The 26,102-nt window shown below is 52.4% G+C and carries 22 protein-coding genes; 17 read left to right on the top strand and 5 right to left on the bottom strand.

The genetic code is table 11. From position 1 onward, the window contains the following. Positions 1-3: 3 nt before the first annotated feature. The gene (locus F1E05_RS10870) at positions 4-3,993 is read right to left on the bottom strand and encodes a PAS domain-containing protein (RefSeq protein WP_232056627.1); all 3,990 of its coding nucleotides are present in this window, start codon (positions 3,991-3,993) and stop codon (positions 4-6) included. Positions 3,994-4,073: 80 nt separating this feature from the next. Continuing rightward, the gene (epmB, locus tag F1E05_RS10865) at positions 4,074-5,060 is read right to left on the bottom strand and encodes an EF-P beta-lysylation protein EpmB (protein WP_150048353.1); all 987 of its coding nucleotides are present in this window, start codon (positions 5,058-5,060) and stop codon (positions 4,074-4,076) included. Positions 5,061-5,134: 74 nt separating this feature from the next. Here epmB and efp point away from each other — a divergent pair, with 74 nt between their 5' ends. From efp to F1E05_RS10780, 15 genes are all read left to right on the top strand, one after another. Beyond that, on the top strand, positions 5,135-5,707 hold the full coding sequence (gene efp, locus F1E05_RS10860; protein WP_150048352.1) for an elongation factor P: 573 nt from the start codon (positions 5,135-5,137) through the stop codon (positions 5,705-5,707). Beyond that, positions 5,704-6,681, top strand: a complete 978-nt coding sequence (gene epmA, locus F1E05_RS10855; RefSeq protein ID WP_150048350.1) for an EF-P lysine aminoacylase EpmA — start codon at positions 5,704-5,706, stop codon at positions 6,679-6,681. Before efp ends, epmA begins: the two co-directional genes overlap by 4 nt. A gap of 210 nt (positions 6,682-6,891) precedes the next feature. Next, complete coding sequence (locus tag F1E05_RS10850; RefSeq protein ID WP_150048348.1) at positions 6,892-7,644, top strand: MotA/TolQ/ExbB proton channel family protein; 753 nt, start codon at positions 6,892-6,894, stop codon at positions 7,642-7,644. A 2-nt stretch (positions 7,645-7,646) separates the two neighbouring features. Continuing rightward, entirely contained in the window at positions 7,647-8,525 is an 879-nt protein-coding gene (locus F1E05_RS10845) for a flagellar motor protein MotB (RefSeq protein ID WP_150048346.1), read from the top strand. Between the two features lie 16 nt (positions 8,526-8,541). Then, a complete protein-coding gene (locus F1E05_RS10840) occupies positions 8,542-9,138 on the top strand; it encodes a PilZ domain-containing protein (protein ID WP_150048344.1) in 597 nt (198 codons plus the stop codon). A 95-nt stretch (positions 9,139-9,233) separates the two neighbouring features. Then, on the top strand, positions 9,234-9,428 hold the full coding sequence (locus F1E05_RS10835; RefSeq protein ID WP_150051936.1) for a hypothetical protein: 195 nt from the start codon (positions 9,234-9,236) through the stop codon (positions 9,426-9,428). Between the two features lie 269 nt (positions 9,429-9,697). Beyond that, positions 9,698-11,848 (top strand): adenosylcobalamin-dependent ribonucleoside-diphosphate reductase, encoded by a 2,151-nt coding sequence (locus F1E05_RS10830; protein ID WP_150048342.1) that lies wholly within the window; start codon positions 9,698-9,700, stop codon positions 11,846-11,848. A gap of 17 nt (positions 11,849-11,865) precedes the next feature. Then, a complete protein-coding gene (locus F1E05_RS10825; RefSeq protein WP_150048340.1) occupies positions 11,866-12,597 on the top strand; it encodes a DUF3800 domain-containing protein in 732 nt (243 codons plus the stop codon). Positions 12,598-12,740: 143 nt separating this feature from the next. Continuing rightward, a complete protein-coding gene (locus tag F1E05_RS10820; protein WP_150048338.1) occupies positions 12,741-13,421 on the top strand; it encodes a TSCPD domain-containing protein in 681 nt (226 codons plus the stop codon). An 88-nt stretch (positions 13,422-13,509) separates the two neighbouring features. Next, complete coding sequence (locus F1E05_RS10815; protein WP_150048336.1) at positions 13,510-13,794, top strand: hypothetical protein; 285 nt, start codon at positions 13,510-13,512, stop codon at positions 13,792-13,794. Further along, positions 13,791-14,336: a toxin-antitoxin system HicB family antitoxin gene (locus F1E05_RS10810; RefSeq protein ID WP_150048334.1), complete on the top strand. Its 546-nt coding sequence runs from the start codon at positions 13,791-13,793 to the stop codon at positions 14,334-14,336. Before F1E05_RS10815 ends, F1E05_RS10810 begins: the two co-directional genes overlap by 4 nt. Further along, a complete protein-coding gene (locus F1E05_RS10805) occupies positions 14,336-14,590 on the top strand; it encodes a hypothetical protein (protein ID WP_150048332.1) in 255 nt (84 codons plus the stop codon). The genes F1E05_RS10810 and F1E05_RS10805 overlap by 1 nt, the downstream gene beginning before the upstream one ends. A gap of 1,425 nt (positions 14,591-16,015) precedes the next feature. Then, complete coding sequence (locus F1E05_RS10790; protein ID WP_190303109.1) at positions 16,016-16,522, top strand: DUF4410 domain-containing protein; 507 nt, start codon at positions 16,016-16,018, stop codon at positions 16,520-16,522. Between the two features lie 399 nt (positions 16,523-16,921). Then, positions 16,922-17,395: a YaiI/YqxD family protein gene (locus F1E05_RS10785; protein ID WP_269473480.1), complete on the top strand. Its 474-nt coding sequence runs from the start codon at positions 16,922-16,924 to the stop codon at positions 17,393-17,395. A 459-nt stretch (positions 17,396-17,854) separates the two neighbouring features. Beyond that, the gene (locus tag F1E05_RS10780; RefSeq protein ID WP_150048326.1) at positions 17,855-18,145 is read left to right on the top strand and encodes a sll1863 family stress response protein; all 291 of its coding nucleotides are present in this window, start codon (positions 17,855-17,857) and stop codon (positions 18,143-18,145) included. A gap of 267 nt (positions 18,146-18,412) precedes the next feature. Here F1E05_RS10780 and F1E05_RS10775 read toward each other — a convergent pair whose 3' ends face one another. Further along, positions 18,413-20,515, bottom strand: coding sequence for an IPT/TIG domain-containing protein (locus F1E05_RS10775; RefSeq protein ID WP_150048324.1), 2,103 nt, complete (start codon positions 20,513-20,515; stop codon positions 18,413-18,415). Positions 20,516-20,818: 303 nt separating this feature from the next. Between F1E05_RS10775 and ppsA the strand changes: the two genes are divergently transcribed. Next, positions 20,819-23,215 carry a phosphoenolpyruvate synthase gene (gene ppsA / locus F1E05_RS10770; protein ID WP_150048322.1) on the top strand — a complete coding sequence of 799 codons (2,397 nt, stop codon included), beginning with the start codon at positions 20,819-20,821 and terminating at the stop codon, positions 23,213-23,215. 42 nt (positions 23,216-23,257) lie between these two features. Here ppsA and F1E05_RS10765 read toward each other — a convergent pair whose 3' ends face one another. Beyond that, positions 23,258-23,671, bottom strand: a complete 414-nt coding sequence (locus tag F1E05_RS10765; protein ID WP_232056626.1) for a hypothetical protein — start codon at positions 23,669-23,671, stop codon at positions 23,258-23,260. A 217-nt stretch (positions 23,672-23,888) separates the two neighbouring features. Then, entirely contained in the window at positions 23,889-25,319 is a 1,431-nt protein-coding gene (gene sbcB, locus F1E05_RS10760; RefSeq protein WP_150048320.1) for an exodeoxyribonuclease I, read from the bottom strand. A 127-nt stretch (positions 25,320-25,446) separates the two neighbouring features. Here sbcB and F1E05_RS10755 point away from each other — a divergent pair, with 127 nt between their 5' ends. Then, positions 25,447-26,043 carry an SRPBCC family protein gene (locus tag F1E05_RS10755; protein WP_150048318.1) on the top strand — a complete coding sequence of 199 codons (597 nt, stop codon included), beginning with the start codon at positions 25,447-25,449 and terminating at the stop codon, positions 26,041-26,043. Positions 26,044-26,102 lie beyond the last annotated feature (59 nt).

The following is a 26,102-nucleotide window of genomic DNA, read 5'->3' as shown; positions in this document are numbered from 1 at the left end:
AGTTTATTCACAAGAATCAAGGAGCTGAGACAACGCGTCGGAGGCTTCGACAAAGCGGTAATGGGCGATTTGGCTTCTGATTTTCAATAATTCTTGTGTGACTGTTTGATCCTCTATTCCCGCAAGCACGCGTTCCAACTGTTGATCGGCGTCTGAATCGAAGGCTTGCAATTTGCTAAGTAACAAGTTGAGTTGGCGGCGCTTTTCTAATGGAGAAAATGCCCGCTCCGGATTGGCGGTTAGCAATTGCGGCCCGGGCAGTGCAGTACGGATATGACCGACAACTCTGCTTAGTTCTTGCGCAGCCATAGCTAATGCCGTTTGTAGTGCGGAAGAGGCTGTTGTGGTTTCGGAATTTTGTAGCATTTCTTCCAAGTGCAAAACGTGTCCGTGCAATTCGAGAGCGCCTAAAGAAGCCGATAGACCTTTTAGAGTATGCGTGAGTTGTTTGGCGGAGTGCAAATTGCCGGAGAGCAAAGCCTGTTCAATTTCTCTGATACTGGCCGCATGATTATCGGCGAATTTTCGCAAGATTTTTAAATAGACCGATTTGTCTCCGGCAGTATGTTGGAGTCCGATCTCTCTATCTATCCCATACAAATTGGGCAGGTCGTTGTCGCTTGCATTGTATGCCGGGATTTCTTGTTGATAACAGCGTGGTTTTATCCACTTGGCTAACGTGCTATACAAGGTTTGCGGCAAAATGGGTTTGCCGATAAAGTCGTCCATGCCGGACAATAAACACTTGTTTCTGTCGTCGCTCATCACGTTTGCGGTCATCGCGATGACCGGCAAGGTCGCACAGTGCGGCAGCTTGCGTAACTTGCGGGTTGTTTCGTAACCGTCCATCACGGGCATCTGTACATCCATCAGTATGCAATCATATTCAGCATGACGAATTTTTTGCAAAGCAATTTCGCCATTTTCGGCGATGTCGACTCGCAAATGCGCATGCGACAACAATTCGATAGCTACTATCCTGTTGATTTCGTTGTCTTCCACTAGCAGGACGCGAGCCCCGCGTACTGCTGCCAATTCACTGCCGTCGACGTTTTTATGCCGATGCGGCAGAATTTTGAGAATACTGTTGCTGTCGGCTACCCCTAAGGTCACGGCAAAACTGAAACACGACCCGGCGCCTACATGACTGGAGACGCTGATAGCTCCCCCCATTTGTTCGACCAATTGTTTGCAGATCACCAAGCCTAAGCCGGTGCCGCCGTAGTTTCTGGTTACGCTGCTGTCTCCTTGGCTGAAAGCTATGAATAGTTTGTTTTGCTGTTGTTCGCTGATTCCTATCCCGGTGTCGCGTATGTTAAATTGCAAATGGGTTTCCCGGTCAGTGTGACTAAGCTCTTTCAATTCGACGCTGACTTGCCCGTGTTCGGTAAATTTGATGGCGTTGCCGATCAAGTTAATCAATATCTGCCGCAAACGTTGCGGATCGCCGATTACGGCTTGTTGTTGCAACTCCAGAGTAGGCCGTATCAACGTCAAACCTTTGCGGTTGCACAGTTCGGTCATCGTGGAGAAAACTTGATCCAGCATTTCTTCCAATAAAAAGGGTACCGACTCCAATTGCAGCTTGCCGGATTCCATTTTGGAAAAATCTAAAATGTCATTGATCAAGTTCATCAAGCCTTGCGCCGAAGTTTCCACTTTTTCCAGATAATCGCGCTGCTTCTCGGTCAGATGCGTATTTAGGCACAATTCCACCAATCCAATGATCGCATTCATCGGCGTGCGTATTTCATGGCTCATGTTGGCCAAAAATTCGGATTTGACCTTTGTGGCCTTTTCCGCCTCCTGCTTGGCCTCGAGCAAGCGGCGTTCGGTGAGTAGGCGTTCGGTAATGTCTTGCATCGTACCTTGTATACCGATTGCCTGGTGTTTGTCGTCGAAAATCAGTTTGCCGCGTTGATGAACATGGCGAATTTCGCCATTATTGAAGACCACGCGGTGTTTGAAATCGATTTCCTTTTGTTGATTGATGTTTTGCAAGGCAAAACGGAAAAACGTTCTATCGTCAGGATGCACCAATTGCGTCAGGATTGCGGCGAAAGACGGAATGAAGCCGGTTCTACTTGTGCCGGTGATTCGATACATTTCATCGGACCAGCTCAGGTGATTGTCCCGCCAATACCATTGCCAATCGCCGATATGGGAAATACTTTGCGCATCGACTAAGCGTTGTTTTTGCACTTCCAGTGCTTGTATGGCGAAGGATCGTTCCAGTTCGGCGGTGATCTGGGCAGCGAACAATTTAATGATATCCTCGGCAAAGCTCGGATCGGGTATCGCTTGTTTATACATGGCGATCGCGTAACCGAAAATTCTATGCCTATCGTTTTGCAAAGGGATGCCGATGAAGCCTTCGATGGCATGCTCGGTTAACCATTGCTCATCAGGAAACGCTCGATAGTACTGCTGGGCAAAACAACAAATTTTGCCGACGGCCAATTGGGCGCATACATCCGATGGAATACTGTAAGTGACAGCTTGATCCTGGTTGTTCTGCGAATAAAAGGATAAGGTGTTGCAGGTGCCGTCCGGTAAGATCTCGCCTACCAATATATAATCCGCGACCAAGGTTTCCGCTGCAATCAAGGCTAAATTATCGAGTGCCGACACGCTGGATTTTTCCAGCGCACTGGAAATGATGCTACGAATGGCGGAGTTTTGTTGGCGCTGACGAGTGATGTCGGTAACCAAGCCCTGATAACCGATCACTTCTCCCAAGTCGTTACGGATAATCAGTTTTTGGTCTTGCACCCATTTGGTCGTGCCGCTGCGGGAAATAATGCGGTAAGGCGCATGCACAAATTCCTGACAGTCGGAATTTAAACGGCAACTTTCCAGTTCTTCGCTAAATAATTTTACGTCGTCCGGATGTATCAAACTGATATAAAACAGTTGGCCTAGCTGAATTTGTTCGACCGAATAACCCAGCAGCTGCAAGACGTTTTCCGTGGCGAATTCTATGGGCAAGCCGGTAACGCTGGCCCATTTAAACACCACCGCGGCACTTTGGCTGATGACTTGATAGGCCGCTTTCAAGCTTTTTTCCGATTGCTTTCGTCCGGTAATGTCTTGATGAATGCCGCAGAGTCTGATTGGGTTGCCGCTAACCGGGTCGCGCTCTACCACCGCTCCCGAGCCTTGAATCCATACCCAGCGTCCGTCTTTGTGCTGCATTCTAAATTCAACGACATAGGGTTTACCGGAGTCGACATGTTCGGCGATTAAATCGTGCACCCTGTCGCGGTCTTCCGGGTGCATGCGTTTGTCCCAATCGCCAACGTAGTGGTCCAGTTCGGTTTGGGTTAGGCCCAACATGTCCAGCCAGCGTTGATTAACCGAATGTTTCCCGCTTTGATAATCCCAATCCCAATAGCCAAGCTCCGCACCGTCGATGACCAGCGCCATCTGCTCTTGGATTTGCTTGCTCGCGCTAATATCGGCATGCAATTGCAGCAAATTGCCGGCATTCAAGCCGGTTAAGCGATTTAACGAAATACGTTGGTAATTTTGTCTGGAAAATGCGAATTCTTGCGGTTCCAGCTCTTTTGCGGCCCGAATTCGCGCGCACAAAGGACATTGCTCTTCCGCAAGTTGCGGTGGATGAAACCAGGTGTGTACCGATTGATGGATCAGTGCTTCTTCAGGTTGGTCAACCATGGTGGCGGCGGCTGAATTGACGGAGCAAATCAAGCCTTGGCGATCGACAATCACCGCCGGGTAAGGCAGTTTGGAAAAACATTCTTTATGCGTGGCGGAGCTTCGGGTGATATCGCCGTGTAAGCGTGCACGAACGCCAAACAGCAGGGTTAGTATGGCCAGGCCTAAAGAAGCGTGCAGTAGCGCCGGTAATTCGATAGCAATTCCCTTTGCAGCGCACAATTGCTTGCTTAACTCTAAAGCAAAGTCTACGCCTGCCAGTAACAAGGCAAGGCGTACATAACGAATGGAATCAGGCCCGGCCTTTAGCATCATGCGGCGACATTGAAAAACAAACTCGGGTAAATAGTAAACCGCAAGTGGATTGGGGACAATCGCCCTGCCGCCGCCGAGTGTTAACCAATCGGTATTTTATATGCAGCCCCTGCTTGTTCCTGAACGAGCTTGGGTACCAGATAGCCCGGCAAGTGCTCGCGTAGTACTTGCATCAACTGCACGGCGGTGTCGCTGCTAACTTCGAAATGTCCGACGCCGCGGGTCTTGTCCAAGCAATGCAAGTAATAGGGCAAAATGCCCAATGCAAAAAGTTGTTCGCTGAGTGCTATCAAGGTTGAGCCGTCGTCGTTGACCTTAGCGAGCAAAACGCTTTGATTTAATAAAGTCAGGCCCAACGACTTGAGTTTTTGACATGCCGACGCCACCTCCGGGCTTAACTCGTTGGGATGATTGGCATGCAAGACTATAACGATTCGAGCGGACACCTTTTGGAAAATCTCGAGTAAACCGGCGTCGATGCGTGCCGGCAAGACGACGGGTACCCGAGTATGGATGCGGATCCGGCGAATTCGACTTATGCAGCCTAATCGCTCGATCAAGTCGGCCAAGGCATCGTTGCCCAATAGTAACGGATCGCCACCGCTCAAAATGACCTCGGTCACATCGCTGAGGCTGGAGATGTATTGAACGGCCGCGGCGATTTTGCGTTTGCTCAGCTGTAAGTCCGCATATGGAAAATGGCGCCGAAAGCAATAGCGGCAGTGAATTGCACAAGCCCCCGTCGTAATTAACAGCACTCTGCCGCGATATTTTTGGATTACCCCGGGATGAGCAACCGCCGTCAAATCGCCTACGGGATCCAAGCTATAACCGGGATAGTCGATTAATTCGTCTCGAACCGGCAAAATTTGCCGCAGCAACGGGTCGTCCGGGTTGCCTTTTTCGATTCTTTCGGCGAAATATAGGGGAACCTTTAGTGGAAAACTTTTAACGTTGGAAATGGCCGATATAGTGCTGGGGTCGAGTTGCAGGTAATGGCATAACGCTTCCACGCTGGAAAATGCTTCGGCGAGTTGCCGCTGCCAATGGTCGCTTGCTAAGGTCAATGGAGCTCCAATTTCCGATTAAAATCCATATCCATTATAATCGCCGGATTTATTGTTTGTTTCACGAGGAAAAAATGGCGACTTACAGCACCAACGAATTCAAAGGTGGTTTAAAAATCATGCTGGACAACGATCCTTGTTCCATCATCGAAAACGAATTCGTCAAACCCGGCAAAGGCCAAGCGTTCAATCGCGTAAGAATCCGCAACCTGAAAACCGGGCGTGTCATCGAGCGTACTTTCAAATCCGGCGATACCGTGGAAGGGGCCGATGTAGTCGACATCGACATGCAGTATCTCTATAACGACGGCGAGTTCTGGCACTTCATGGTTCCCGATACCTTTGAACAATACCAAGCCGATAAAAGTGCGGTCGGCGACTCGATCAAATGGCTGAAAGAGCAAGATCTTTGCACCATGACCTTGTGGAACGATTCGCCGTTGTCGGTGACCCCGCCTAATTTCGTCGAACTGGCAATCACCGAGACCGATCCGGGCTTGAAAGGCGATACGTCCGGCGGCGGCGGCAAGCCGGCCATCTTGGAAACCGGCGCGGTAGTGCGCGTACCGTTGTTCGTGCAAATCGGCGAAGTGATTCGCGTGGATACCCGTACCGGCGAATACGTGTCCCGCGCCAAAGAACAGTGACAGAGGACTGGCAGCCGACTGCGGACCTGAGTCAGCTAAAGTCCAGAGCAAGTCTGCTGGCGGCTATTCGCCAATTCTTCGCGCAGCGCGAGGTAATGGAGGTCGAAACGCCGCTGCTGTGCCATACCACCGGAACCGATCCTAATCTGGCTTTTTTCCGCGCCGACTATGCGGGAACAACGCCCCAAACGCTGTTTCTGCAAACTTCGCCGGAGTTTGCGATGAAACGGCTGCTGGCGGCCGGAACCGGCAGCATCTATCAAATTTGCAAAGCCTTTCGCAATGGCGAAGCCGGGCGCTATCACAATCCGGAATTCACCATTCTCGAATGGTACCGGGTCGGTTTCGATCTGCAGCGTCTGATGGATGAAGTCACCGCATTATTGACCGGCTATTTAACGGCATTTTTTCCTGAGCTGTTGGTAGAACGCGCCAGCTACCGCGATTGGTTTCTGCGCTACTCAGGGATAGATCCTTTGGACTTCAATGCGCCGGTTTACCGCGCCTTTGCCGAACAAATCGGCCTGCCGGAGGCCGCCGAGCTATGCGGCGATCATCACGCCTTGTGGCTGGACTTGTTGTTCAGTCATCATCTGCAAAACCGTCTGCCGGTAAACACGATTTGCTTGATATACGACTATCCGTCCGTACAGTCTTCGTTGGCGCGCTTGCATCCGGCCGACCCGCGCATCTGTCAACGCTTCGAAGTGTTCATTAACGGCGTCGAGCTTGGCAACGGCTATTACGAACTGCGCGATGCCGTTGAGCAAGAAGCGCGGTTTGACGCCGAAATTCAATTTCGAACCCGCCAAGGCCTAACACCGGTCTGCAAAGACCGACGCTTACTGGCTGCGTTATCGCAGGGCCTGCCCGATTGCAGTGGGGTAGCCATCGGTTTGGATAGATTGCTGATGGTCGCCGGTCAAGCGCAAGATATTTCACAAGTATTGGCGTTTCCTATCGGGCGTGCCTGAGCGTGCTCTAAATTTTAAATGTGCGATTTGGCTGCGCATGCCACTGGCAATGCGATTCGAAATGTTTGCTGCCCGGCACGCCAGCCCTCATAAACGTTTCCCGGCGCAATTCCTACAACGCGAAATTGCCAAAAAACAGTCTGAATTACGCAATTCGGCTATCCTAAGCGCGTCTCATCAATGTAAGCAAAATAAACCGAGGAAGTGCCAGTGGATCTAGCAACTTTAGTGGGTTTTTTATTAGGCGTCGCCATCATCACTTCAGCCATCCTGACCGGAGGCGATCTGATGTTGTTTGTTGACATGCCGTCTATTTTAATCGTATTCGGCGGTACTTTCGGCGTGTCGTTAATGCGCCTGCCCATAGACGATTTCTTGCGCTCGTTCGGCGTAGTCGGCAGGGCTTTCATGAATAAAAAAGTCAATCCTAGCGTACTGATAGAAGAAGCCGTTACCCTGGCGGATATAGCACGTAAAAACGGTTTACTGGCATTGGAGTCTGCCGAAGTATCCGATCCGTTTATGAAAAAAGGCATACGCTTGTGCGTGGACGGCTACAATCCGGAGTTCGTCAGAAACTTGCTGCAACAGGATATAGATTTAATGGTCAGCCGTAACGAAGTCGGGCAGGGCATGTGGAAAGGTGTCGCCGATTTGGCACCGGCCATGGGCATGATAGGCACCTTGGTTGGTTTGGTGCAAATGTTGGCCAACATGTCCGACCCGTCGGCGATCGGCCCTGCTATGGCTGTTGCCTTGCTGACCACTTTATATGGCGCATTAATCGCCAACGTGTTTGCGCTGCCTATGATCGATAAATTGGCGTCCGTACTCAATTACGAAAAAGCCAACAAAGAACTGGTGATCAACTTTATCTCCAATTTGCAGGAAGGTACCAATCCCAAAGTATTGCGAACTCTTTTGAATACTTATGTGGCCGAGAAAAAACGTAACGAGGATTAACCATGTCCGATTGCCCTAAATGTCCTCCGGTAGGAGCGCCGATGTGGTTGGCGACTTTTGCCGACTTGATGTCGTTACTGATGTGTTTTTTCGTATTGCTGCTGTCCATGGCCAGCATGGACGTGCAGAAATTCAAGCACGTGGCCGACTCGTTGAAGCAGGCATTCGGGGTGCAACGGGTAATACCGGTCGACGACATTCCGATGGGAACCAGTATCATCGAGCAACATTTCACCCCGGGACAAGTGACGCCGACGCCGCTGGAGGAAATCAAACAATCGACTCAACAGCAATCGGAAAAAATGGACGAGTCGCCGGAGGCCATGGAGCTGGCTAAGCAAAAAATCATCGAAGCCAAGCTGGAAGAAATCAAGGAAGAGGCTGAAAAAATCAAAGAGCGCTTGAAAGAGGAAATCGAGCGCGGCATGGTGACGGTAGAAACCAAAGGTTTCAAAATCGTCATCAGAATTAACGAAAAAGGCTCGTTTGCCTCGGCCAGCGCGGTGCTGCAACCCGGTTTCGAACCGGTCATGGATAAAATTGCCGATTCGGTGGCGCAATCGCAAGGCAAAATCATCGTTGCCGGCCATAGCGACGACGTGCCGATCAAAACCATCATGTACCGCTCCAACTGGGAGCTATCCTCGTCGCGGGCGGTCACGGTCGCTCAATATTTGCTGGACAAAAAAGGCATAAATCCTAAACGCTTTTTGGTGGAAGGCTATGCGGACACCCAGCCTTTAGTGGCTAACGATTCCCCGCAAAATCGCGCGATCAACCGCCGGGTGGAAATCGTCATTGCCCGTAACGAGATCGATAGCGACAACGGCGGCGGGCCGGAAATTATTCAATCCGACAGTGTTACGGACCCGAAACTCTAAATTTTAGGAACTTGCCATGCAGAATACTCAAACCGAGAGGCGGCGTTTTTTTCGCATCGACGACAATGTCAGTTTAGCCTACCGCTTGATCGATCAAGCGACAGCGGATAAAGGCTTGCAAGCCGCGGGGCATTTTTCGCCCAATCATTCCTTGGCGGCGACCATGGATGTGCTTTCGCAAGAAGCCCTGCTGATCATGCAGCGCATAGCCGGCGATAACAAGGATTGCGTGGAACTGTACAAAGTGTTGGATGCAAAAATCAACGCAGTCGCTCAGGCGATTATGTTCGTTGGCAGCAATGTCAATGCGCAAAATTGCCAAGACGTCAATCTAAGTGCCTCGGGAATAGCCTTTCATCATAACCAAGCCATGGACATCGGCCAAAATCTGGCCATCGAGATTTATTTGCCCACCACTCTCGCCTTAATCCAAATATACGGTCAAGTGGTGGATTGCCGTTTGGGAGAAAACCCCAGTTTGGAGCCCGAACATTACCAAATCAGCGTCGATTTCACCCATATCCGCGAAGAAGACCAGGAATTGTTGATCAAACATATCGTGCGAGTACAGTGGCAGCAATTACGCGCAAAAAACGGCATGCTGAATTTATAGCCCTTCCGGCATTTGCCGGTTTGATCATAGTCAGACCGGTAACCGATATAACCTGGGTTCACTCATTGCCCTAGCGTCCTTTGAACCATATGAAAATGAAACATTATCCGGAAGACTGCACGCTTTGCCGCCTAATGCGCAGTATGGCGTTTAGCGGACTGGGCATGGGACTGGGGGCCGGCATTGCCTATCTATTCGGGGCATCGCGCCAAAACATGGTCTATTCCGGCATGGTGGTTGCGGCCATCATTATTTTCGGACTGTTTGGCAGGAATGGTAATAAACGTTAGCTTTTCATAACGCTAAGTCAAGAATTTTTTCATGACTTAACCATTTTGCGCTAAGTATCTGAACTAAAACCCATAAATAATTTCCCCGCTGCCACAGCTAAAAAAAGCCCTATCAGGCACAATATCTTGTGCTAACATTCCTAAAAAACACTATATACAGTGAAAAGCTAAATCCTATGCTCAGTTGCCGGTTATGTCGGCACAACAGACTAAGCGGAATTTTCGGGTAATACATCATTCATCACCTCCAGCTAACAAGGGACCTACGCATGACTGCCAAACTACAAGTCGTATCGCCGGCTAACGTTGAAATTCCGCTGCAAAGCGCCTCCCTGGACATCTGGGACAGCAAATATCGTTTGAAGACCAAGGACGGCAAGGCCATCGACGCCAGCATCGACGACACTTACAAACGGGTCGCCCGCGCGTTGGCCGACGTCGAAAAAACCAAGGCCTTGCGCGAACAGCATTACAAGGAATTCCTGTGGGCCTTGCGCCAGGGCGCGATTCCGGCCGGCCGCATCGTCTCCAACGCCGGCGCGCTGGAGCATAAACCGGCCACCTCCACCATCAACTGCACCGTGTCCGGCATCATCGAAGACTCGATGGACGACATTCTGCATAAAGTCCACGAAGCCGGCCTGACCCTGAAAGCCGGTTGCGGCATCGGCTACGAATTCTCGACCTTGCGGCCGCGCGACGCCTATGTGTCCGGCGCCGGCGCCTACACCTCCGGGCCGCTGTCGTTCATGGACATCTACGACAAGATGTGTTTTACCGTGTCGTCGGCCGGCGGCCGCCGCGGCGCGCAAATGGCCACCTTCGACGTGGCCCACCCGGACGTGGTCGATTTCATCCGCGCCAAACGCGAAGACGGCCGCTTGCGCCAATTCAACCTGTCGCTGTTGATTACCAGCGAATTCGTCGAAGCGGTGAAAAACAACGGCCCGTGGCCGCTGTCGTTCCCGATTACCGAGCGCGAACTAACGGCCGACCAGATCGATCTGGACGACGCGGCGAAAGTAATCTGGCGCGATCTGCCCAACAAAAAAGGCTATGTGGTCAACGACGCCGGCCTGGTGGCCTGCCGGATCAGCAAGGTGATGCCGGCCCGCCGTTTGTGGGACATCATCATGTCCTCCACCTACGATTACGCCGAACCCGGCTTTATCCTGATCGACAAGGTCAACGAGATGAACAACAACTGGTTCTGCGAACACATCCGCGCCACCAACCCCTGCGGCGAGCAGCCGCTGCCGCCCTACGGCTCCTGCCTGCTGGGCTCGATCAACCTGACCCGCTTCGTCGAACAGCCGTTCAGCGAGCAGGCCCGCTTCAACTGGGACAATTACCGCAAGACCGTGCGCATCTTCACCCGCATGCTGGACAACGTGGTCGAAATCAACGGTTTGCCGCTGCAAAAACAGCGCGACGAAATCACCGGCAAGCGCCGCCACGGCATGGGTTATCTGGGCCTGGGTTCGACCATCACCATGCTGGGCCTGAAATACGGTAACGCCGAATCGCTGGACTTTACCGAGGAAGTCACCAAGGTCATGGCCGTGGAAGGCTGGAAAACCGGCCTGGAACTAGCGAAGGAAAAAGGCCCGGCGCCTATCATGGAGCAATTGTTCGAAGTCACCGGCGAGATGCTGCACAAGCGTCCGGAAATGACAGCCGACGGCTACAAACTCGGCGACCAGGTCCCCGGCCGCGTGCTGCACGCCAAATACAGCCGCTACATGCAAAAACTGGCGCAAGCCGAGCCGGAGCTGGTCGCGCAACTGGCCGAAACCGGCTGCCGCTTTACTCACCACAGCTCGATCGCGCCGACCGGCACCATCTCGCTGTCCTTGGCCAACAACGCCAGCAACGGCATCGAACCCAGCTTCGCTCACCATTACTCGCGCAACGTGATCCGCGAAGGTAAAAAATCCAAGGAAAAAATCGACGTGTTCTCGTTCGAGCTGCTGGCCTACCGCCATCTGGTCAACGCCGACGCAATGCCTTACAGCGACGATCCGAAACAGCAATTGCCGGATTACTTCATCGCCGCCGACGACATCAGCCCCAAGCAACACGTGGACATCCAGGCCGCCGCCCAGCGCTGGATCGATTCGTCGATCTCCAAAACCGCCAACGTGCCGACCGATTACCCCTACGAAGACTTCAAGTCGATCTACGAATACGCCTACGAACAAGGCCTGAAAGGCTGCACCACTTTCCGCTTCAACCCGGAAGTGTTCCAGGGCGTGTTGGTCAAGGAATCGGATTTGGAAAACACCACCTACCAGTTCACGCTGGAAGACGGCCACGTGGTCGAATTCAAAGGCAACGAGGAAGTGGAATACGACGGCGAAATCCACACCGCCGCCAACTTGTTCGACGCGTTGAAGGAAGGGTATTACGGGAAGTTTTGATCGAGCGAAGCAATCGCATGAACGGTCCATTTTCCGATTACATCGTTTATGTCGATGAAAGCGGTGACCACGGTTTGAATAGTATCGACCCGAGTTATCCGATATTCGTGCTGGTATTTTGTATTTTCAAGAAAATCGATTACGTGAGTACCGTTGTGCCGTTGATTCAAGCCTTCAAACTCAAGCATTTCGGCCATGATCAGGTGGTTTTGCATGAAACCGATATTCGTCGCGATCGCGGCAGTTTTGCTTTCTTGAAAAGTCGGCAGCTCAAATCCGATTTTTTAAACGAATTGACGTTAATCATTCAGCAATCGCCGTTTACCTTAATCAGTTCCGTAATCGATAAACAACGTTACCGGCAAAAACATCAGGCTACGGAGAATCCTTACCATATCGGCTTGCGCTTCGGTTTGGAACGGATTTTTTATTGTTTGCGACAAACTTTTGTGACCCACATCGTCGTGGAACAACGCGGCAAAGTGGAAGACGACGAATTGGAGCTGGAGTTTCGGCGCATTTGCGCCGGAGATAACTACCTGCATAAGCCATTACCGTTCCAATTGGTATTTGCCGACAAGAAAAGCAATTCCGCCGGATTGCAATTGGCCGATTTGGTCGCACGCCCGATTGGGTTGCACTATTTGAGGCCGGAGCAAGTCAACAGGGCATTCGAAATCGTCAACGAAAAATTTTATACCAACGTTCGGGGCGACAGGCATGGTTACGGACTGAAATGCTACCCCTGAAAAACAAAAAGCCCCGATGTAACCACCGAGGCTTTTGGTCGACCGAGTATCCTCAATCCTTGGCGGCATTATCTGTTTGGCAACTTGTTTAGTCAAGTTCGGTAACAAACGAATTCAACAGACAAATTTAATAGGCAAGTAACATGACCCTACACAAAATCAGCAAAAAAATCGTCGGCTACAAAGTGCTGAGCAAGGACAGCGCCGAAACCGCCCAACCGGAAGCGGAAAAGCCGTCGCTGGAGTCGATGCACGAAAACGTCGAGCGGCCGGAAGTGCTGGTCGGCTCCACTTACAAAATCAAGACGCCGCAGTCCGAGCACGCCTTGTACATCACGATCAACGACATCATCCTCAACCAGGACACCGCCCACGAAGAGCGCCGGCCCTACGAAATCTTCATCAACTCCAAGAACATGGAGCATTTCCAATGGGTACTGGCCTTGACCCGGGTGATCTCGGCGGTATTCCGCAAGGGCGGCGACGCCACCTTTTTGGTGGAAGAGCTGAAAGCGGTGTTCGACCCGCGCGGCGGCTATTTCAAAAAAGGCGGCGTGTTCATGCCGTCCTTGGTCGCCGAAATCGGTTCCGCGATCGAGTCGCACCTAAAGCATATCGGCATGATCAAGCCGGAGAAACTCAGCGATCATCATCAGCAGTTGTTGGACGAAAAGCGCCGCGAGTTCGAGGCTTTGCACGGTTCCAGCGAGGGGCAGGCGTTTCCGGAAAAGGCGGTGCTTTGTAATAAATGTTCGACTAAGGCGATGGTGTTGATGGATGGGTGTATGACTTGTTTGAATTGTGGGGAGTCGAAGTGTGGGTGATGTTGAGCCTGTAAGCAAGATATGTGACGTTTTTTATCTACCAAATGCTTCAGAAACGTTATACTAGACACTACTGGTGATGTCATCCATGAAAAAATTTGATAAATTGCTTAGAGAGCTGGAAGACATGGCCAGTGGCGCAAACACTTCGTGCAAAGACTTTACCGGATTGTTAAAAAAACTTGGTTTTGACATTGAAGATTGTGAAAGTGGCGGTCATAAAATTGCAAAGCATTCAGCCATTAAATTACTTGAATATCCCGATTACAACTGTGGACATAATCCAGGAACACATGTTAAACGCGTATACGTAAACAAATTATATAAATTTGTTAATAATTATAAAGATGTTATCAAGGAGCATTTAAAATGAAATTCGATCCAGAAGCATACACTATTTCAATTCGTAAGGAAGAACATTATGGTGAAATTTTATATGTTGGCAGAGTATCCGAATTTCCAAACATTAGCTCATTCGAAGAAACCTTTGAAGAAGCTAGGTCGTTAGTTATTGATGCCATTAAAACTCTGAAAAAAATAGCTGATGAAACACAGGCTGAGTTACCGAAACCTTATCCAGTACCATCAGATGAGTTTAGCGGTCGTGTTACGCTGAGATTGCCAAAATCCTTGCATGCAAAAGTATCAAAATTTGCAGAACAAGAAGATGTGAGTGTTAACCAATATTTAGTTACTGCTATTGCAACTTATGTCGGAGAAACGGATGGCATATCTAAAGTTGTCTCTGCAGCAACTGTTTCGGTTGGTCAAATAATTCATCATGCGATCAACACTGCGGTTACCACTGTCGCATCATGGATAACTATTCCGAGTTCAGGGAACGTGGTTATTACTAAATATGACAAAACACCTTACTTAACACTACCCTCAGGGTATAGCGGAGGGACACAATAATGGCTGAAGTAAAACAAATAGCGTACACAAACAAGGAACTATTATTACTTCTCTTGAAGGATCAAGGAATTAATGAAGGTAACTGGATATTGGGAGCTCAATTGACTTTTACTGCTATGAATATTGGCCACTCACCTGATGGCTCTGATGTATCACCTGCAGGTGTAGTCGGTGTTACCGGTGTTGTTATTGAGCGAGTTCCTGAGCCATTGCCGTTTTCGATAAATGCCGAAGAAGTGAATCCTACTAAATAGCCGCGTAAGGTGGGCACGGTTTCTGTGCCCACGCGGAATTTAAAACTTGTATGAATATTGTTTCGCTATCGCGAAGCCTGATTTAACGCCGGTTCGCGGACCGGCAACCGCGATACTTTCTTTTGTTTGGCCAAAAGAAAGGGCCGTAGGATGTGCTGAACAAAGTGAAGCGCATCGGTCACGTAATCGGACGCGTGTTTTAATTTTAAAGCCGGGTAGGGTGGGCACGGTTTTTGTGCCCACGCGGGATTACAAGTTTGAATCAATAATGATTCGCTACTGCGAAGCCTAATTTAACGCCGGTTCGCGGACCGGCAACCGCGATACTTTTCTTTGCTTGTCCAAAGAAAAGTATCCAAAAGAAACGACACCCCATGCCGCTTGAATCCTGCGCTCCTCCGGGTTTGTGCGGGGTTTTCGGAAGGGCTGTCCTAGCCCTCCGAAAACGCGCGGCATCCCTGCCGCGCCCCTGTCGGGCTGATCCGCCCAAACCCTCCGGTGCTCGGCGCGGCATAAGGGGATTTGATATGCGCTTCGCGCGAAAAGGTGCGGCCGCGTTGCGGCCATTTTTGACTGGTAACCAAGCTCCGGCTTGGTTACCTGATCTTGGAAGCTGTTGCTTCTCGATTAAATTAACGAAAGCTGGAGCTTTCAAGATAAAGTTCCCAAACTGGAGTTTGGGAACCAGAAACTGTATTAGTTGTTTAGATATCGTGAAGCCCGATTTAACGCCGGCTGGCGGGAAGCAAACCAATGAGCATTATTCTGCTGCCCGGTAAGCCGCTGATTACCTGCGAGACCGGTTCGGGGTTGGTCCCGTTATTCCGCCCCGAGCATCGCGGATTTTGACGAGATTAGCCCGAAGGGGCGATGCATGGATGCATCGCGTTTTACGCAGGGGCTGGGAAGCCCCTTCGGAAAACCCTCGGCAAAATCGAGAAGCGCAGGACAAATCGGCAGGACAGCCGATTTGCATGCGTAGCATCCGAAGGGCGAGGCTCTGGGATGAGCCGAGTGAGCTAGGCGGAATGCCGGGTGTCGTTTCTTTTGGGTACTTTTCTTTCGACTGCATGGATGCAGGAGGTAGAGCAATGCAGGAGCAATTGCCGAGGACAAGTAAAGAAAAGTATCCCGCTTGTCGGTGCGGGAACCGGCATTCAAAAAGCATCCGCCGCGATAGCGACGCTACTGAGACAAGCGGTTGTCGATAATTCAGGAGCGATCCGGTAGCCGGCACAGTAGCTATTCGCATATGCGTAATCGGACGCATGTACAAATTGGTATAGAGTTGCTGTAATGGTTTGGCTCGCGCGTTGCCTGTTTTAACGCCGGTTTTATCGTGCGGATGTGAAAACGGTTTGCTTCGTAATGCAAATTAGGCATCGCGTTGGATTCCAAGCTTGTTTAACGAAAACTGAGGTAGATGTGAAACTATCGTCTTTGATTTTATCTGTGTTGATTTTAGCGGCCTGTTCAACTCACCAACTAAAAACGGCATCGCCGGAAAATGTTTCAAGTTATGGCAAGGATATTAAGCTCAATGTCACGGGCGCACATTCTGAGATTGTCGATAAACTTACGCGTTATATTCAGGCTTCGCTTTTAACCGAGGGATTTAATGTTGTCGCCGACGAGAATGCTACCCACCTGGATGTAGCGATTTCGGAATTCGATCCCGGTAACGCTGCATTGCGCTTGACTATAGGTTTTGGCGCTGGCAGGGGATCGTTGGTTTATAACGCCAAATACACGAAAAACGGCAAGCTGTTGGTCGATTACGACGGAGCGGAGCGCTTCACCGGCTTGGAAATCGCACCGGGAACCAAATATGAGACTTTTAGAAATTTTGGCGGCGAGGAAACCTCGACGCTGATTTTGCTGGAAGAAGCCTCAAAACATATCGTTGAACAGGCCACGGCAAATAGGCGATAAGCCGACAGCCGTCTCGGCTTCGTCAACACCCGTAGCGAGGCATAACCAGCCGTATGTTTTATTTCGAACGCCTTGGTTTTTTAGGCTTGCACTAAGGCGCGCTTACGCCGGTTCGTGAACCGGCAACTACGATTCTTTCGCTACAAGCCATCGCAGGTTTTCGCCCTGTAAGCCAGCCTAGTGGACGCGCAAATCCGCGCCGGGCGAAATTGTGCTCGGCCAAAAAAGAATGTATCCAAAGACTGGCCATCCCATGCGACTTAGCTCGCTCGGCATGTGCTTGTACCTCGCTGCTTCGGGCGAATCCGCTGGCGACGCAATCGAAAGAAATTCGGCTGTCGATCCGTGAATCGACGTAGATTAACCGTCGCGATAGCGACAAATAATAAACCACGATCAATGAAACCCACACTCACCATGCAAATCTGGGTCGATGCCGACGCCTGCCCCAAGGCGGTCAAGGATATTCTGTTTCGGGCGGCGGAACGCTGCCGGGTTATGACGACCTTGGTCGCCAACCAATCGCTACCGATACCGCCTTCGCGCTATATCCGCATGTTGCAGGTCGGCCGTGGTTTCGATGTGGCCGACAATGAGATCGTCCGGCGCATAGCGGCAGGCGATTTGCTGATCACCGGCGACATTCCGTTGGCAGCGCAGGCCATCGCCAAGGGCGGTCATGTCATCGATACCCGCGGCGAAGCCTACAGCCGCGAGAATATCGGCGAACGTTTGGCAATGAGGGATTTCATGGATGGCTTGCGCGCCAGCGGCGTCGATACCGGCGGGCCGGCGGCGCTCAGTGCGCGCGATGTGCAAAACTTTGCCAATCAATTGGATCGGTTTTTGGCCCGGCAGGCCGACACGCGCTAGACTGCGGTCGAGAGTTGTCGTTAACCTTTAGTCGGCGCCGCGATCTGTCCGAAAGTTGCGATTTGCGCTAAATGCGAGCTTCGGTCATCCGGATTCGTTCCGCAACAATTTACAGCCACAACGAAAAGCCTTGATTTTCTTGACATAGGAAAAAGCCCTTTCCAAACTCTCGTGTACGGCTGCAGCAACAATCCGCCGACCGATCAAAAGCAGGTTGCCGACCATGCCATTGCGGATAGCCGAGATGGTCAAGCCAATTCGAGATGCACGACTGGAGATGCGTGTGGCGCGTAATCGCTTCGACGCAGATCAATGTTCTCATTATGCTAGTACTCGTTCCAGTGCTTGCAGCTGACACCTAACGGTTTGTCGTTTCGGTGCAGCCATTGTGCCGGACTGCCGGCCGAACGTTGCTAGCAAATGCGGTCAAATTTACATCCATATCACTGGAGAACCTTCATGAGCGAGCAAGCTAAGCATTTTCGCCAACTAATCGAAGCGCAGTTGGCAGAATGGATTGCCCAGGCCGATTTGTTGAAAGCCAAGGCTAAGCATTTGGCGGCCGACGCCAGGACAGAATTCGATCAGCAATTGCATAAACTGGAAGCGCAAAAGACGGAATTAACCGAATACTTGCATACGTTAAATCAAATCAACAAAACCGAATGGAACGATATCAAGCAAGAGGCCGAAAACAAATTTCATGGTTTTTGCGGTGCGGCCAAGCAATTCATGGATCAGTACAAATGAGGCGATTTCCAGCATCAGAAACAAGTACAACGACATTTTAATCCTAGTTGGCATTGCTTAGATTCTTGGGCCAACAGAAAGAGTGTCGGGCATCAATGGCAAATATTGGCTTGAAAGGCTGTTTATAACGCCGGTAGCTATGGATCGTGTTGTGCGAATGTGAAAGAGGGGGGGAAGGTTTTTTAACTCGTTTTTCGAAGCGTTGGATCAGGGCTGCCGATAAAGCCGGCGGACGCCTGAGCGCCCGCCGTTTTGAATGCGCCCGACTTAGTCGTCGTCCGGCCCGTTATGACAGGTGTAGCAGCCGACCGGTTCGCCGCGTTTGACCGTCTTGGTTCCCCATTCGGTGTTCCAGGTTCTGTCGGCAGCGGCGCGAGACAATACCGTACCGCGCAGGGTTTGGCCGTGGCAGGCTTTACATTCGCCGGGTTGGCGTTCGTAAAAAGCCGGATGACCGCGGTCTTCGTCCAATGCCCAACGGCTATCGCCGACGTTGTGCATGCCATGCGGTCCGGCCAACGTCGGCGCCAAACTGCCGGGTTTGTGGCAAGTCGAGCATTCGCTGATCGTACCGACGTGGCCTTGTAAGTCGGTAGCCGTAATGTCGTCATTGGGATGTGCCGCGTCGCCCGGCCAAATCGCGTGGGTGCTGCCGTGGCAGCCTTCGCAAGCAATGCCGCTATGGCCTTTGCTAAAGCGGAACAACTTGCCGTCGTTCTCGGCGAAGCGTTTATTGCCGGCCAATAGCGGCGAGGCGGCCGGATCGTTGCGGTCGTATGCGTGCAGCAAGCGTATGCCGTCGGTAGCCAGATCGGCATTGATCGCCGGCTTTGCCGAGGCGGGTATCAGATGTTTGACCGCATCGCCGGTGTGACAGGATTGACAACGCGGCTCGTCCGACCAGGCCTTGCGTTTCAAGTCGGTAGTGCGTTTGTCGATAGTACCGTATGTCTTTAAATTGTTGACGGCACCCACGGCTTGCATACCGCCGTGACAGTTTTGGCAAGTCACCGTATCGGTCATTGCCCCGCGTAAACATTTGGTTTCCGTGCCCGGATGGCATTGATAACAGGCTTGCTGATCCGGGGCCGGCACGCCGTTTAACGCGGGGTCTAAACCCGCGACCGGCGCCGGTTGGTCGTAAATGGTTTTGCCGTCCACTTGGCTGATTTTGTTGCCGGCGTGATACGCATGCATGACTTCGGACATCCATTTGTGGCCGACTTGATTGCCGGTCGGACGGCCGTTGCCGGCCAAATCCAACGCGGGGGAATAATGGCAACTGGCGCACAACACGGGTTGGTTGGCCTGCAAGGCGGTACGGTGGCGATTGTCGTGCAAGCGCAAGATATTGCTGCGGGTCTGCACTTCCACATCGGCCGCGTTCGACCAATTTTGCCCCTGCGCGGCTTTCTTGCCGGTGGCGTGGCAGTTGCTGCAGGTGGTTTCGTCGGAAACCGGTACGACTATGTCGGTAAAGGCCAGTTCGACGTTTGGATTGTTTTTGTCGTATGCGCTAATCCGCAGCATCGGGTAAGGATTGTTGTTGCCGTTATCGTCGGTCGGCAAAATCGGTATGCCGGTAGCGGAAAATAAATTCAGCGAACTGTTCCAATTCAGGGAACGCAAGCTGTCGTCCTGAGTATCGTTTGGCATGTATAAGCCCAACAAGCCTTGCCCTTCGGCCAATGCCGCACCGTATAACAGTTCGGCATTGGATTTATCGCTATTTGCGGCTTGATCCCAAAAATTGGTTTTATGCAAAGAGCTGCTATTGATCGAGCCTTGGCTATCGGCAACCGGCGCATAACGCAACTGCAAGGCGGAACTATTCAACACATGCGGCTTTCCGGCCGCATCCTGCGCGACGACCTGCGCGTTGACGACATTGAAGGGCGGTAAAATCGAAAACACCGTAAAGTCTTTGTCGACGCAATGCATCCCTAAGTCGTTGCTCGCCAGCAGTTTGAAATTGCGGAAAAACGTCAAATCGGTGGTAGTGTCGCCGCCGCCCGAGTTATTACCGGTTTGATACTGAAATTCGAGGGCGTTGCTTTTTTTCTTGGCGCGGGTCACCAAACGTACCGATATGCTGCCGCTGCCCTGGGGTAGGGTCAAGGTCACTTGCTGGTTATTCCACGAACCGACGGCGGATTTGTTCAAGCGCTTACCACCCAACAAAATCTTGCCGGGCTTGTTGCCTAAATTCTCGCCGGTTATGGTTAAGGTTTGCCCTGGGGCGCCGGAGTTGGGAGATAAAGCGCTGATGCTGGGTGTTTGCTTGGAATGGGCATCGGCGTTGGCTGGAAGATAAATTGATGTGAAAACAACAATTAACATCAGGAACGCAAAGTGCTGGAGTCTAGCCATGTCAGTCTCCAAAAGTATTTTAGGAAATACTAATTATGCGCGGCTAAGCAAAACTTTGCATGATTTTTTCATTAAATAATTTGTGGTTATTTTGACCATTCTGGCTGCCGAGCATGCGCCGAAAAACCTGGATTCGGCACAGACGATAAAACGTTTCGATGGATGCCGTGTGTTTAGCGTACAAGAAATTCTCAAAGCGATACCGGCCAGCGCCAAGATTTCGATACGATTTACCCTTGCAATTCCGTACGCCCGGCGGGGAAAATGGCTGCTCGACCCTATGTTAAAGCCAAGGAGCGCGTTATGAGCAGTCCCGCCCGTTATATCCGCTGGTTCCACGAATTGACCATCCACGACATCCCGCTGGTTGGCGGCAAGAATGCGTCGCTGGGCGAAATGTATCGAGAACTGGCCGGGCAGGGGGTAATAGTGCCGAACGGTTTTGCGGTCACTGCCGAGGCTTACCGTTATCTGTTGGATCAAGCCGGGGCGTGGGATGATTTGCACGCCTTGCTGGATAGGGTAGACGCCGACGACGTGGCCGATTTGGCCCGCCGGGCCGGACAAGCGCGGGAACTGGTATACGCAGCGCCGCTGCCTGAGGATTTGCAGGCCGAGATTTTAGCCGCATTCGCCGAATTGCAGCGCGAATACGGCGACCAGCTAACCGTCGCAGTGCGCAGTTCCGCCACGGCCGAGGACCTGCCGACCGCCAGTTTTGCCGGCCAACAGGATACTTATTTGAACATACGCGGCGGACAAGCGCTGCTGGATGCCTGCAAACGCTGCTTTGCCAGTTTGTTTACCGACCGGGCGATTCATTACCGTATCGATCAGGGGTTTGACCATTTCAAAATCGGTTTGTCTATCGGCGTGATGAAAATGGTGCGTTCGGATTTGGCGGCCAGCGGGGTGATGTTTTCGCTGGATACCGAATCCGGCTTCGAAGATGTGGTATTCATCACCGGCGCGTACGGTTTGGGAGAAAACGTGGTGCAGGGTGCGGTTGACCCGGACGAGTTTTACGTGCATAAACCGACGTTCAACCAGGGTTTCCGTGCCGTGCTGCGCCGCAATTTGGGGGCCAAGAAAATCAAGATGGTCTACAGCGACGGCAGCACCCGCGAGCCTATCCGCAACATCGTAACCTCGGCCGCCGAACGCGCCCGTTTTTGCATCAGCGATGCCGACGTGCTGCAACTGGCCGATTTCGCGCTGAAGATCGAACGGCATTACGGCCGGCCGATGGACATGGAATGGGCTAAGGACGGGCTGGACGGCAAGTTGTACATCGTGCAGGCTCGCCCGGAGACCGTGGCTTCCCAGCGAGAACCCCAATGGCTGGAGCAATTCGAATTGCTGCAACGTGGCGAGGTGCTGGTCAAAGGCCACGCAGTCGGCAGCAAAATTGCACACGGGACGGCGCGGGTGATTACCCGGCTGTCGCAATTGACCGATTTTAAGCCAGGCGAGGTGCTGGTGGCCGATATGACGACGCCGGATTGGGAGCCCGTGATGAAAACCGCCGCCGCTATCGTCACCAACCGCGGCGGGCGTACTTGCCACGCGGCCATCATAGCCCGCGAATTGGGGGTGCCGGCAGTGATAGGCTGCGACAACGCCACGGCGGCGATAACTAACGGGCAAACCGTGACGGTGTCCTGCGCGGAAGGCGACGTCGGCAAGGTTTATGCCGGCCACTTGGAATTTAACGTGCTGCGCACCGATTTGAGCGCGATGGAGCGGCCGAAAACCAAGATCATGTTGAATCTGGGCAATCCGGAATTGGCGTTTAAACTGAGCTTTTTGCCCAACGACGGGGTCGGTTTGGCGCGGATGGAGTTCATCATCACCGAATACATCAAGGCTCATCCCATGGCTTTGCTGCATCCGGAAAAAGTCGCCGACGCAGCCGAACTGGCGTTACTGCAAGATTTGACTGCGGGTTTTGAGCGGCCGGCGGAGTTTTTCGTGCAGCGTCTGGCGGAAGGTGTCGGCAGCATCGCCGCGGCGTTTTATCCCAAGCCGGTGGTAGTCAGAATGTCCGACTTTAAAAGCAACGAATACGCGACCTTGCTGGGCGGGCACTGGTTCGAGCACGACGAGGCCAACCCGATGATAGGTTTTCGCGGAGCGTCGCGTTACGTGCACCCGGCCTATGCCGAAGGTTTCGCGCTGGAGTGCGCGGCCATGAAACGGGTGCGTGATGACATGGGGTTGCACAACGTGATCTTGATGATTCCGTTCTGCCGTCGCATTGAGGAAGCCGAGAAGGTGTTGGCCTATATGGCCGAATGCGGTTTGCGCCGCGGTGCGAACGGTTTGCAGATTTACGTGATGTGCGAGATTCCGAATAACGTAATCTTGATCGACGAGTTCGCCAAATTGTTCGACGGTTTTTCCATCGGCTCCAACGACCTGACGCAATTGACGCTGGGCGTGGACCGGGATTCGGAAATCGTCGCTCACGATTTCGACGAGCGCGATCCCGGCGTCAAGACCCTGATTAAGTTAGCCGTGGAAGGCTGCAGGCGCAACGGCAAGCATTCCGGCTTATGCGGGCAAGCACCGTCGGATTACCCGGAAATGGCCGACTACTTGGTGGAAATAGGCATAGATTCGATGAGTTTGAATCCGGATACCGTGCTGAAAACCACCCAACGGATTGTCGCGTTGGAACGCCGCCGAGAAGCGAGTTGAACCCGTAGCCGTTCCATCCCGGCACGCCTTATGTCGGTTTTGTCAATGCAGCGTGGCTTGCACTTCCTGCACAGGCGTAAACATCTGCATGTGTTCGTTGGCGTTGAACAACACCTTTTGTTCGGTAAAGAATTCGGCGGCGGCGTCTATCGCGTCCAGAATCACCGCGTGGACGTATTCCTCGGCTCGCTCGGATTGCAGCATGTTGGCCGGCACCGCCGCTTCGAAACGGGCGATCAGGCTTTCTTGGTCGTAGGCCCGCAATCTTAATCCCAGAAAATCGGCTTGTTCGTGGACCCCGGGTAGCATGTAAACGATGTCCACCGTAGGGCTGCGCTGCTGGGCCGGATGATTGCGCAATGCAGCCAACTCACGTGCAACTTTGATGATGGCTTTGGCCACCACGCTGTCTTCCAATGCTCTGTCGGGCATCATCGAGCTGATATATAAGGCCATATTGTCCTCTAAACTGAATGGTTTCGTATTACTGAAAGCAAGTTTCAGGCCGCAGGAAAATGACGGGTTCCTTGCATTGGTTCGCCGTTTAAGCGCTTGATAATGCCCGTACTTTTAATTGAATAACAGATAACGCCGCATTCGTTGTCGCGGATTTTTGTAGCAAACGCGCGGGTTTTTATGCAGCGCGCGCTCGGGTTAGCGTAAACCCGACAGTTCACTCGGCGAGCAGTTGGGTCGCATAAACCCGCAATTGCTCAAGAATTTCGAGATTTACTCCCGGTCGCTGCGCCAGGTCTTGCAATTGTTGCAGGTAGACGCCCGGAGCGTTGTCCGGGCCGTCTACCTGCAAGCGTTGGCGACGGAAGGCGCGCCAAGCGGCTCGTTCGGCGTCGCTCAAAGTGTGCGGATAATTGCGGGCTCGGTAGCGAAACAGCATTTGCGCTAAGCGGGTGTCTGTAAACTGCAGGTTCAATTCGGCTAATCGAGCCGGCGGCGTTTGCCGTATGGTTTGCATGGCGGCTTTGTCGGCGTGACTGAAAAAACCGCCGCTATAGATCTGCAAGTCCGGATCGTCCGCCGGATCGGCAGGGTCGCGCACGAATACCTGCTGCAGCTTGGTCTGCAACTCGCGGCCGAATCCGGCTTGGATCTGTGCCAAATGCCGTTGGCATAAGCCGATGTCGATCTTCAATCGCTCGGCGTCGGCCGGGCGCACTACCTTGAGCGGCGCCAACACCGGAGATTTATTCACGTGCACGGTTTTGAGCGCGATGCGGGCAACGCCGTCCGGCAGTTCATCATTCGCCACGAATAAACGCTGTTTGATTCCATCGCTGCTGAGTTCCAGCAAGGCCGTCGGGTCGACGCTAAGGTCGTAAACCACAACCTCGTTTTGATTCTTAGGATGCAGACATAGCGGCAACACGATGGCGATACAGTGGTTTTTGGCCGGGTAGCGGCCGGAGACATGCACCAGGGGCGTAAAGCTACCGACATTCAGCAAGCGTAGCGCCGCTTGTTTGCTGCGGTTTACATACAAGTACTGGTACAGCTTGGCTTGCTTGCGGCCTATCAATTTGGCCAGAGCGATGGTGGCGTAGACGTCCGACAAGGCGTCGTGCGCGGCTGCGTGGCCTATGCCGTTGGCGGCGGTTAACAGCTCCAACCGGAAACTAGGCGTTCCATCCTCGTCCAGCGGCCATTCCACGCCGTCGGGCCGCAACGCGCGAGCGGCTCGCACCACGTCGATCAAATCCCAGCGCGAATTGCCGTTTTGCCATTCCCGTGCATATGGGTCGAAAAAATTGCGGTACAGCAGATTGCGAGTGACTTCGTCGTCGAAGCGGATGCTGTTGTATCCCAAGCTACAGGTACCTGCTTGCACCAACTCCGCGTGAATGCGGGCGATGAATTCGGCTTCGCAGCAGCCTTGCGCGTTGACCGTTTGCGGGGTGATGCCGGTGATCAAGCAGGCTTGCGGGTGCGGAAGGTAGTCGTCGGCAAGTTTGCAATACAGCATGACCGGATCGCCGATGGGATTGAAGTCCGTATCGGTGCGTATGCCGGCAAACTGACTGGCCCGGTCGCGTTGCGGGTCGGTGCCGAAGGTTTCGTAATCGTGCCAAAAAAAACTGTTTGCGCTCATGGCCTGAATGTAAAGTCTTAGCAAATACCTGGGATTTTTTCCGCAAAGCGGCTTTTGCGGCTCTCGGCATCGGGATTTTATTTTATAATTGCCGGCTAGTTTTATGAGACTCCGATAGGAAAGAATTATGAAAAAAACCTCGCTATTCGTTTCGGCTGCGTTGTTGCTGTTCAGCGGTCTGGTCAACGCACACGGTCCGGTCAGAGGCAAAATGACCGCCACTATCACCATCGACGCACCGGCCGCTAAAGTTTGGGACGTGATTAAAAACTACGACGATATGTCTTGGCATCCGGGCATCAAAAGCGTCAAAGCCGACGCCGGCAACAACAAAGGCTCCGTGCGGGTATTGACCTTGGCCGACGGTACCATTACAGAAGAGCTGAAAGCCTATGACGATGCCAAAATGTCTTACAAATACAAAATCACCGACATGAGCTCGACCGGTACTATCAAGCACGCCGGCCAGGACGAGGCCTTGCCCGTATTGCCGGTCGGCAACTATGCGGCCGAGATTTCGGTGGCGGATAAGGGCGGTAAGGCCGAAGTGGAGTGGGTAGCCACTTATTACCGCGCCTACGTCAACAACAATCCGCCGGCCGAACTGAACGAAGAAGCTGCCGACAAAGCGGTTACCGACGTGTTGACTACGGGTTTGGAAGCCATTGCTAAAAAAGTAGCCCCCGGCAGCAGCGCTAAAGCCAGCACCGAGTTAAAACGTTAACCGCGTCTGCAACGGCTTTCGGCGTGCGCCGCTGAAAGCCGTATGCGTTTTCGAGCCCA

This window comes from Methylomonas rhizoryzae, from assembly GCF_008632455.1.
Classification (GTDB): Bacteria; Pseudomonadota; Gammaproteobacteria; order Methylococcales; family Methylomonadaceae; genus Methylomonas; species Methylomonas rhizoryzae.
The sequence above is the reverse complement of the archived record's forward strand: the minus strand, read 5'-3'. Positions and strand labels throughout refer to the sequence as shown.

What these genes read in the sequence shown, in the direction of transcription:
- F1E05_RS10870 (WP_232056627.1), bottom strand. Translation starts at nt 3,993, where the DNA reads ATGATGCTAAAGGCCGGGCCTGATTCCATTCGTTATGTACGCCTTGCC.
- efp (WP_150048352.1), top strand. Translation starts at nt 5,135, where the DNA reads ATGGCGACTTACAGCACCAACGAATTCAAAGGTGGTTTAAAAATCATG.
- F1E05_RS10845 (WP_150048346.1), top strand. Translation starts at nt 7,647, where the DNA reads ATGTCCGATTGCCCTAAATGTCCTCCGGTAGGAGCGCCGATGTGGTTG.
- F1E05_RS10840 (WP_150048344.1), top strand. Translation starts at nt 8,542, where the DNA reads ATGCAGAATACTCAAACCGAGAGGCGGCGTTTTTTTCGCATCGACGAC.
- F1E05_RS10835 (WP_150051936.1), top strand. Translation starts at nt 9,234, where the DNA reads ATGAAACATTATCCGGAAGACTGCACGCTTTGCCGCCTAATGCGCAGT.
- F1E05_RS10830 (WP_150048342.1), top strand. Translation starts at nt 9,698, where the DNA reads ATGACTGCCAAACTACAAGTCGTATCGCCGGCTAACGTTGAAATTCCG.
- F1E05_RS10825 (WP_150048340.1), top strand. Translation starts at nt 11,866, where the DNA reads ATGAACGGTCCATTTTCCGATTACATCGTTTATGTCGATGAAAGCGGT.
- F1E05_RS10820 (WP_150048338.1), top strand. Translation starts at nt 12,741, where the DNA reads ATGACCCTACACAAAATCAGCAAAAAAATCGTCGGCTACAAAGTGCTG.
- F1E05_RS10815 (WP_150048336.1), top strand. Translation starts at nt 13,510, where the DNA reads ATGAAAAAATTTGATAAATTGCTTAGAGAGCTGGAAGACATGGCCAGT.
- F1E05_RS10810 (WP_150048334.1), top strand. Translation starts at nt 13,791, where the DNA reads ATGAAATTCGATCCAGAAGCATACACTATTTCAATTCGTAAGGAAGAA.
- F1E05_RS10805 (WP_150048332.1), top strand. Translation starts at nt 14,336, where the DNA reads ATGGCTGAAGTAAAACAAATAGCGTACACAAACAAGGAACTATTATTA.
- F1E05_RS10785 (WP_269473480.1), top strand. Translation starts at nt 16,922, where the DNA reads ATGAAACCCACACTCACCATGCAAATCTGGGTCGATGCCGACGCCTGC.
- F1E05_RS10780 (WP_150048326.1), top strand. Translation starts at nt 17,855, where the DNA reads ATGAGCGAGCAAGCTAAGCATTTTCGCCAACTAATCGAAGCGCAGTTG.
- F1E05_RS10775 (WP_150048324.1), bottom strand. Translation starts at nt 20,515, where the DNA reads ATGGCTAGACTCCAGCACTTTGCGTTCCTGATGTTAATTGTTGTTTTC.
- ppsA (WP_150048322.1), top strand. Translation starts at nt 20,819, where the DNA reads ATGAGCAGTCCCGCCCGTTATATCCGCTGGTTCCACGAATTGACCATC.
- F1E05_RS10765 (WP_232056626.1), bottom strand. Translation starts at nt 23,671, where the DNA reads ATGGCCTTATATATCAGCTCGATGATGCCCGACAGAGCATTGGAAGAC.
- sbcB (WP_150048320.1), bottom strand. Translation starts at nt 25,319, where the DNA reads ATGAGCGCAAACAGTTTTTTTTGGCACGATTACGAAACCTTCGGCACC.
- F1E05_RS10755 (WP_150048318.1), top strand. Translation starts at nt 25,447, where the DNA reads ATGAAAAAAACCTCGCTATTCGTTTCGGCTGCGTTGTTGCTGTTCAGC.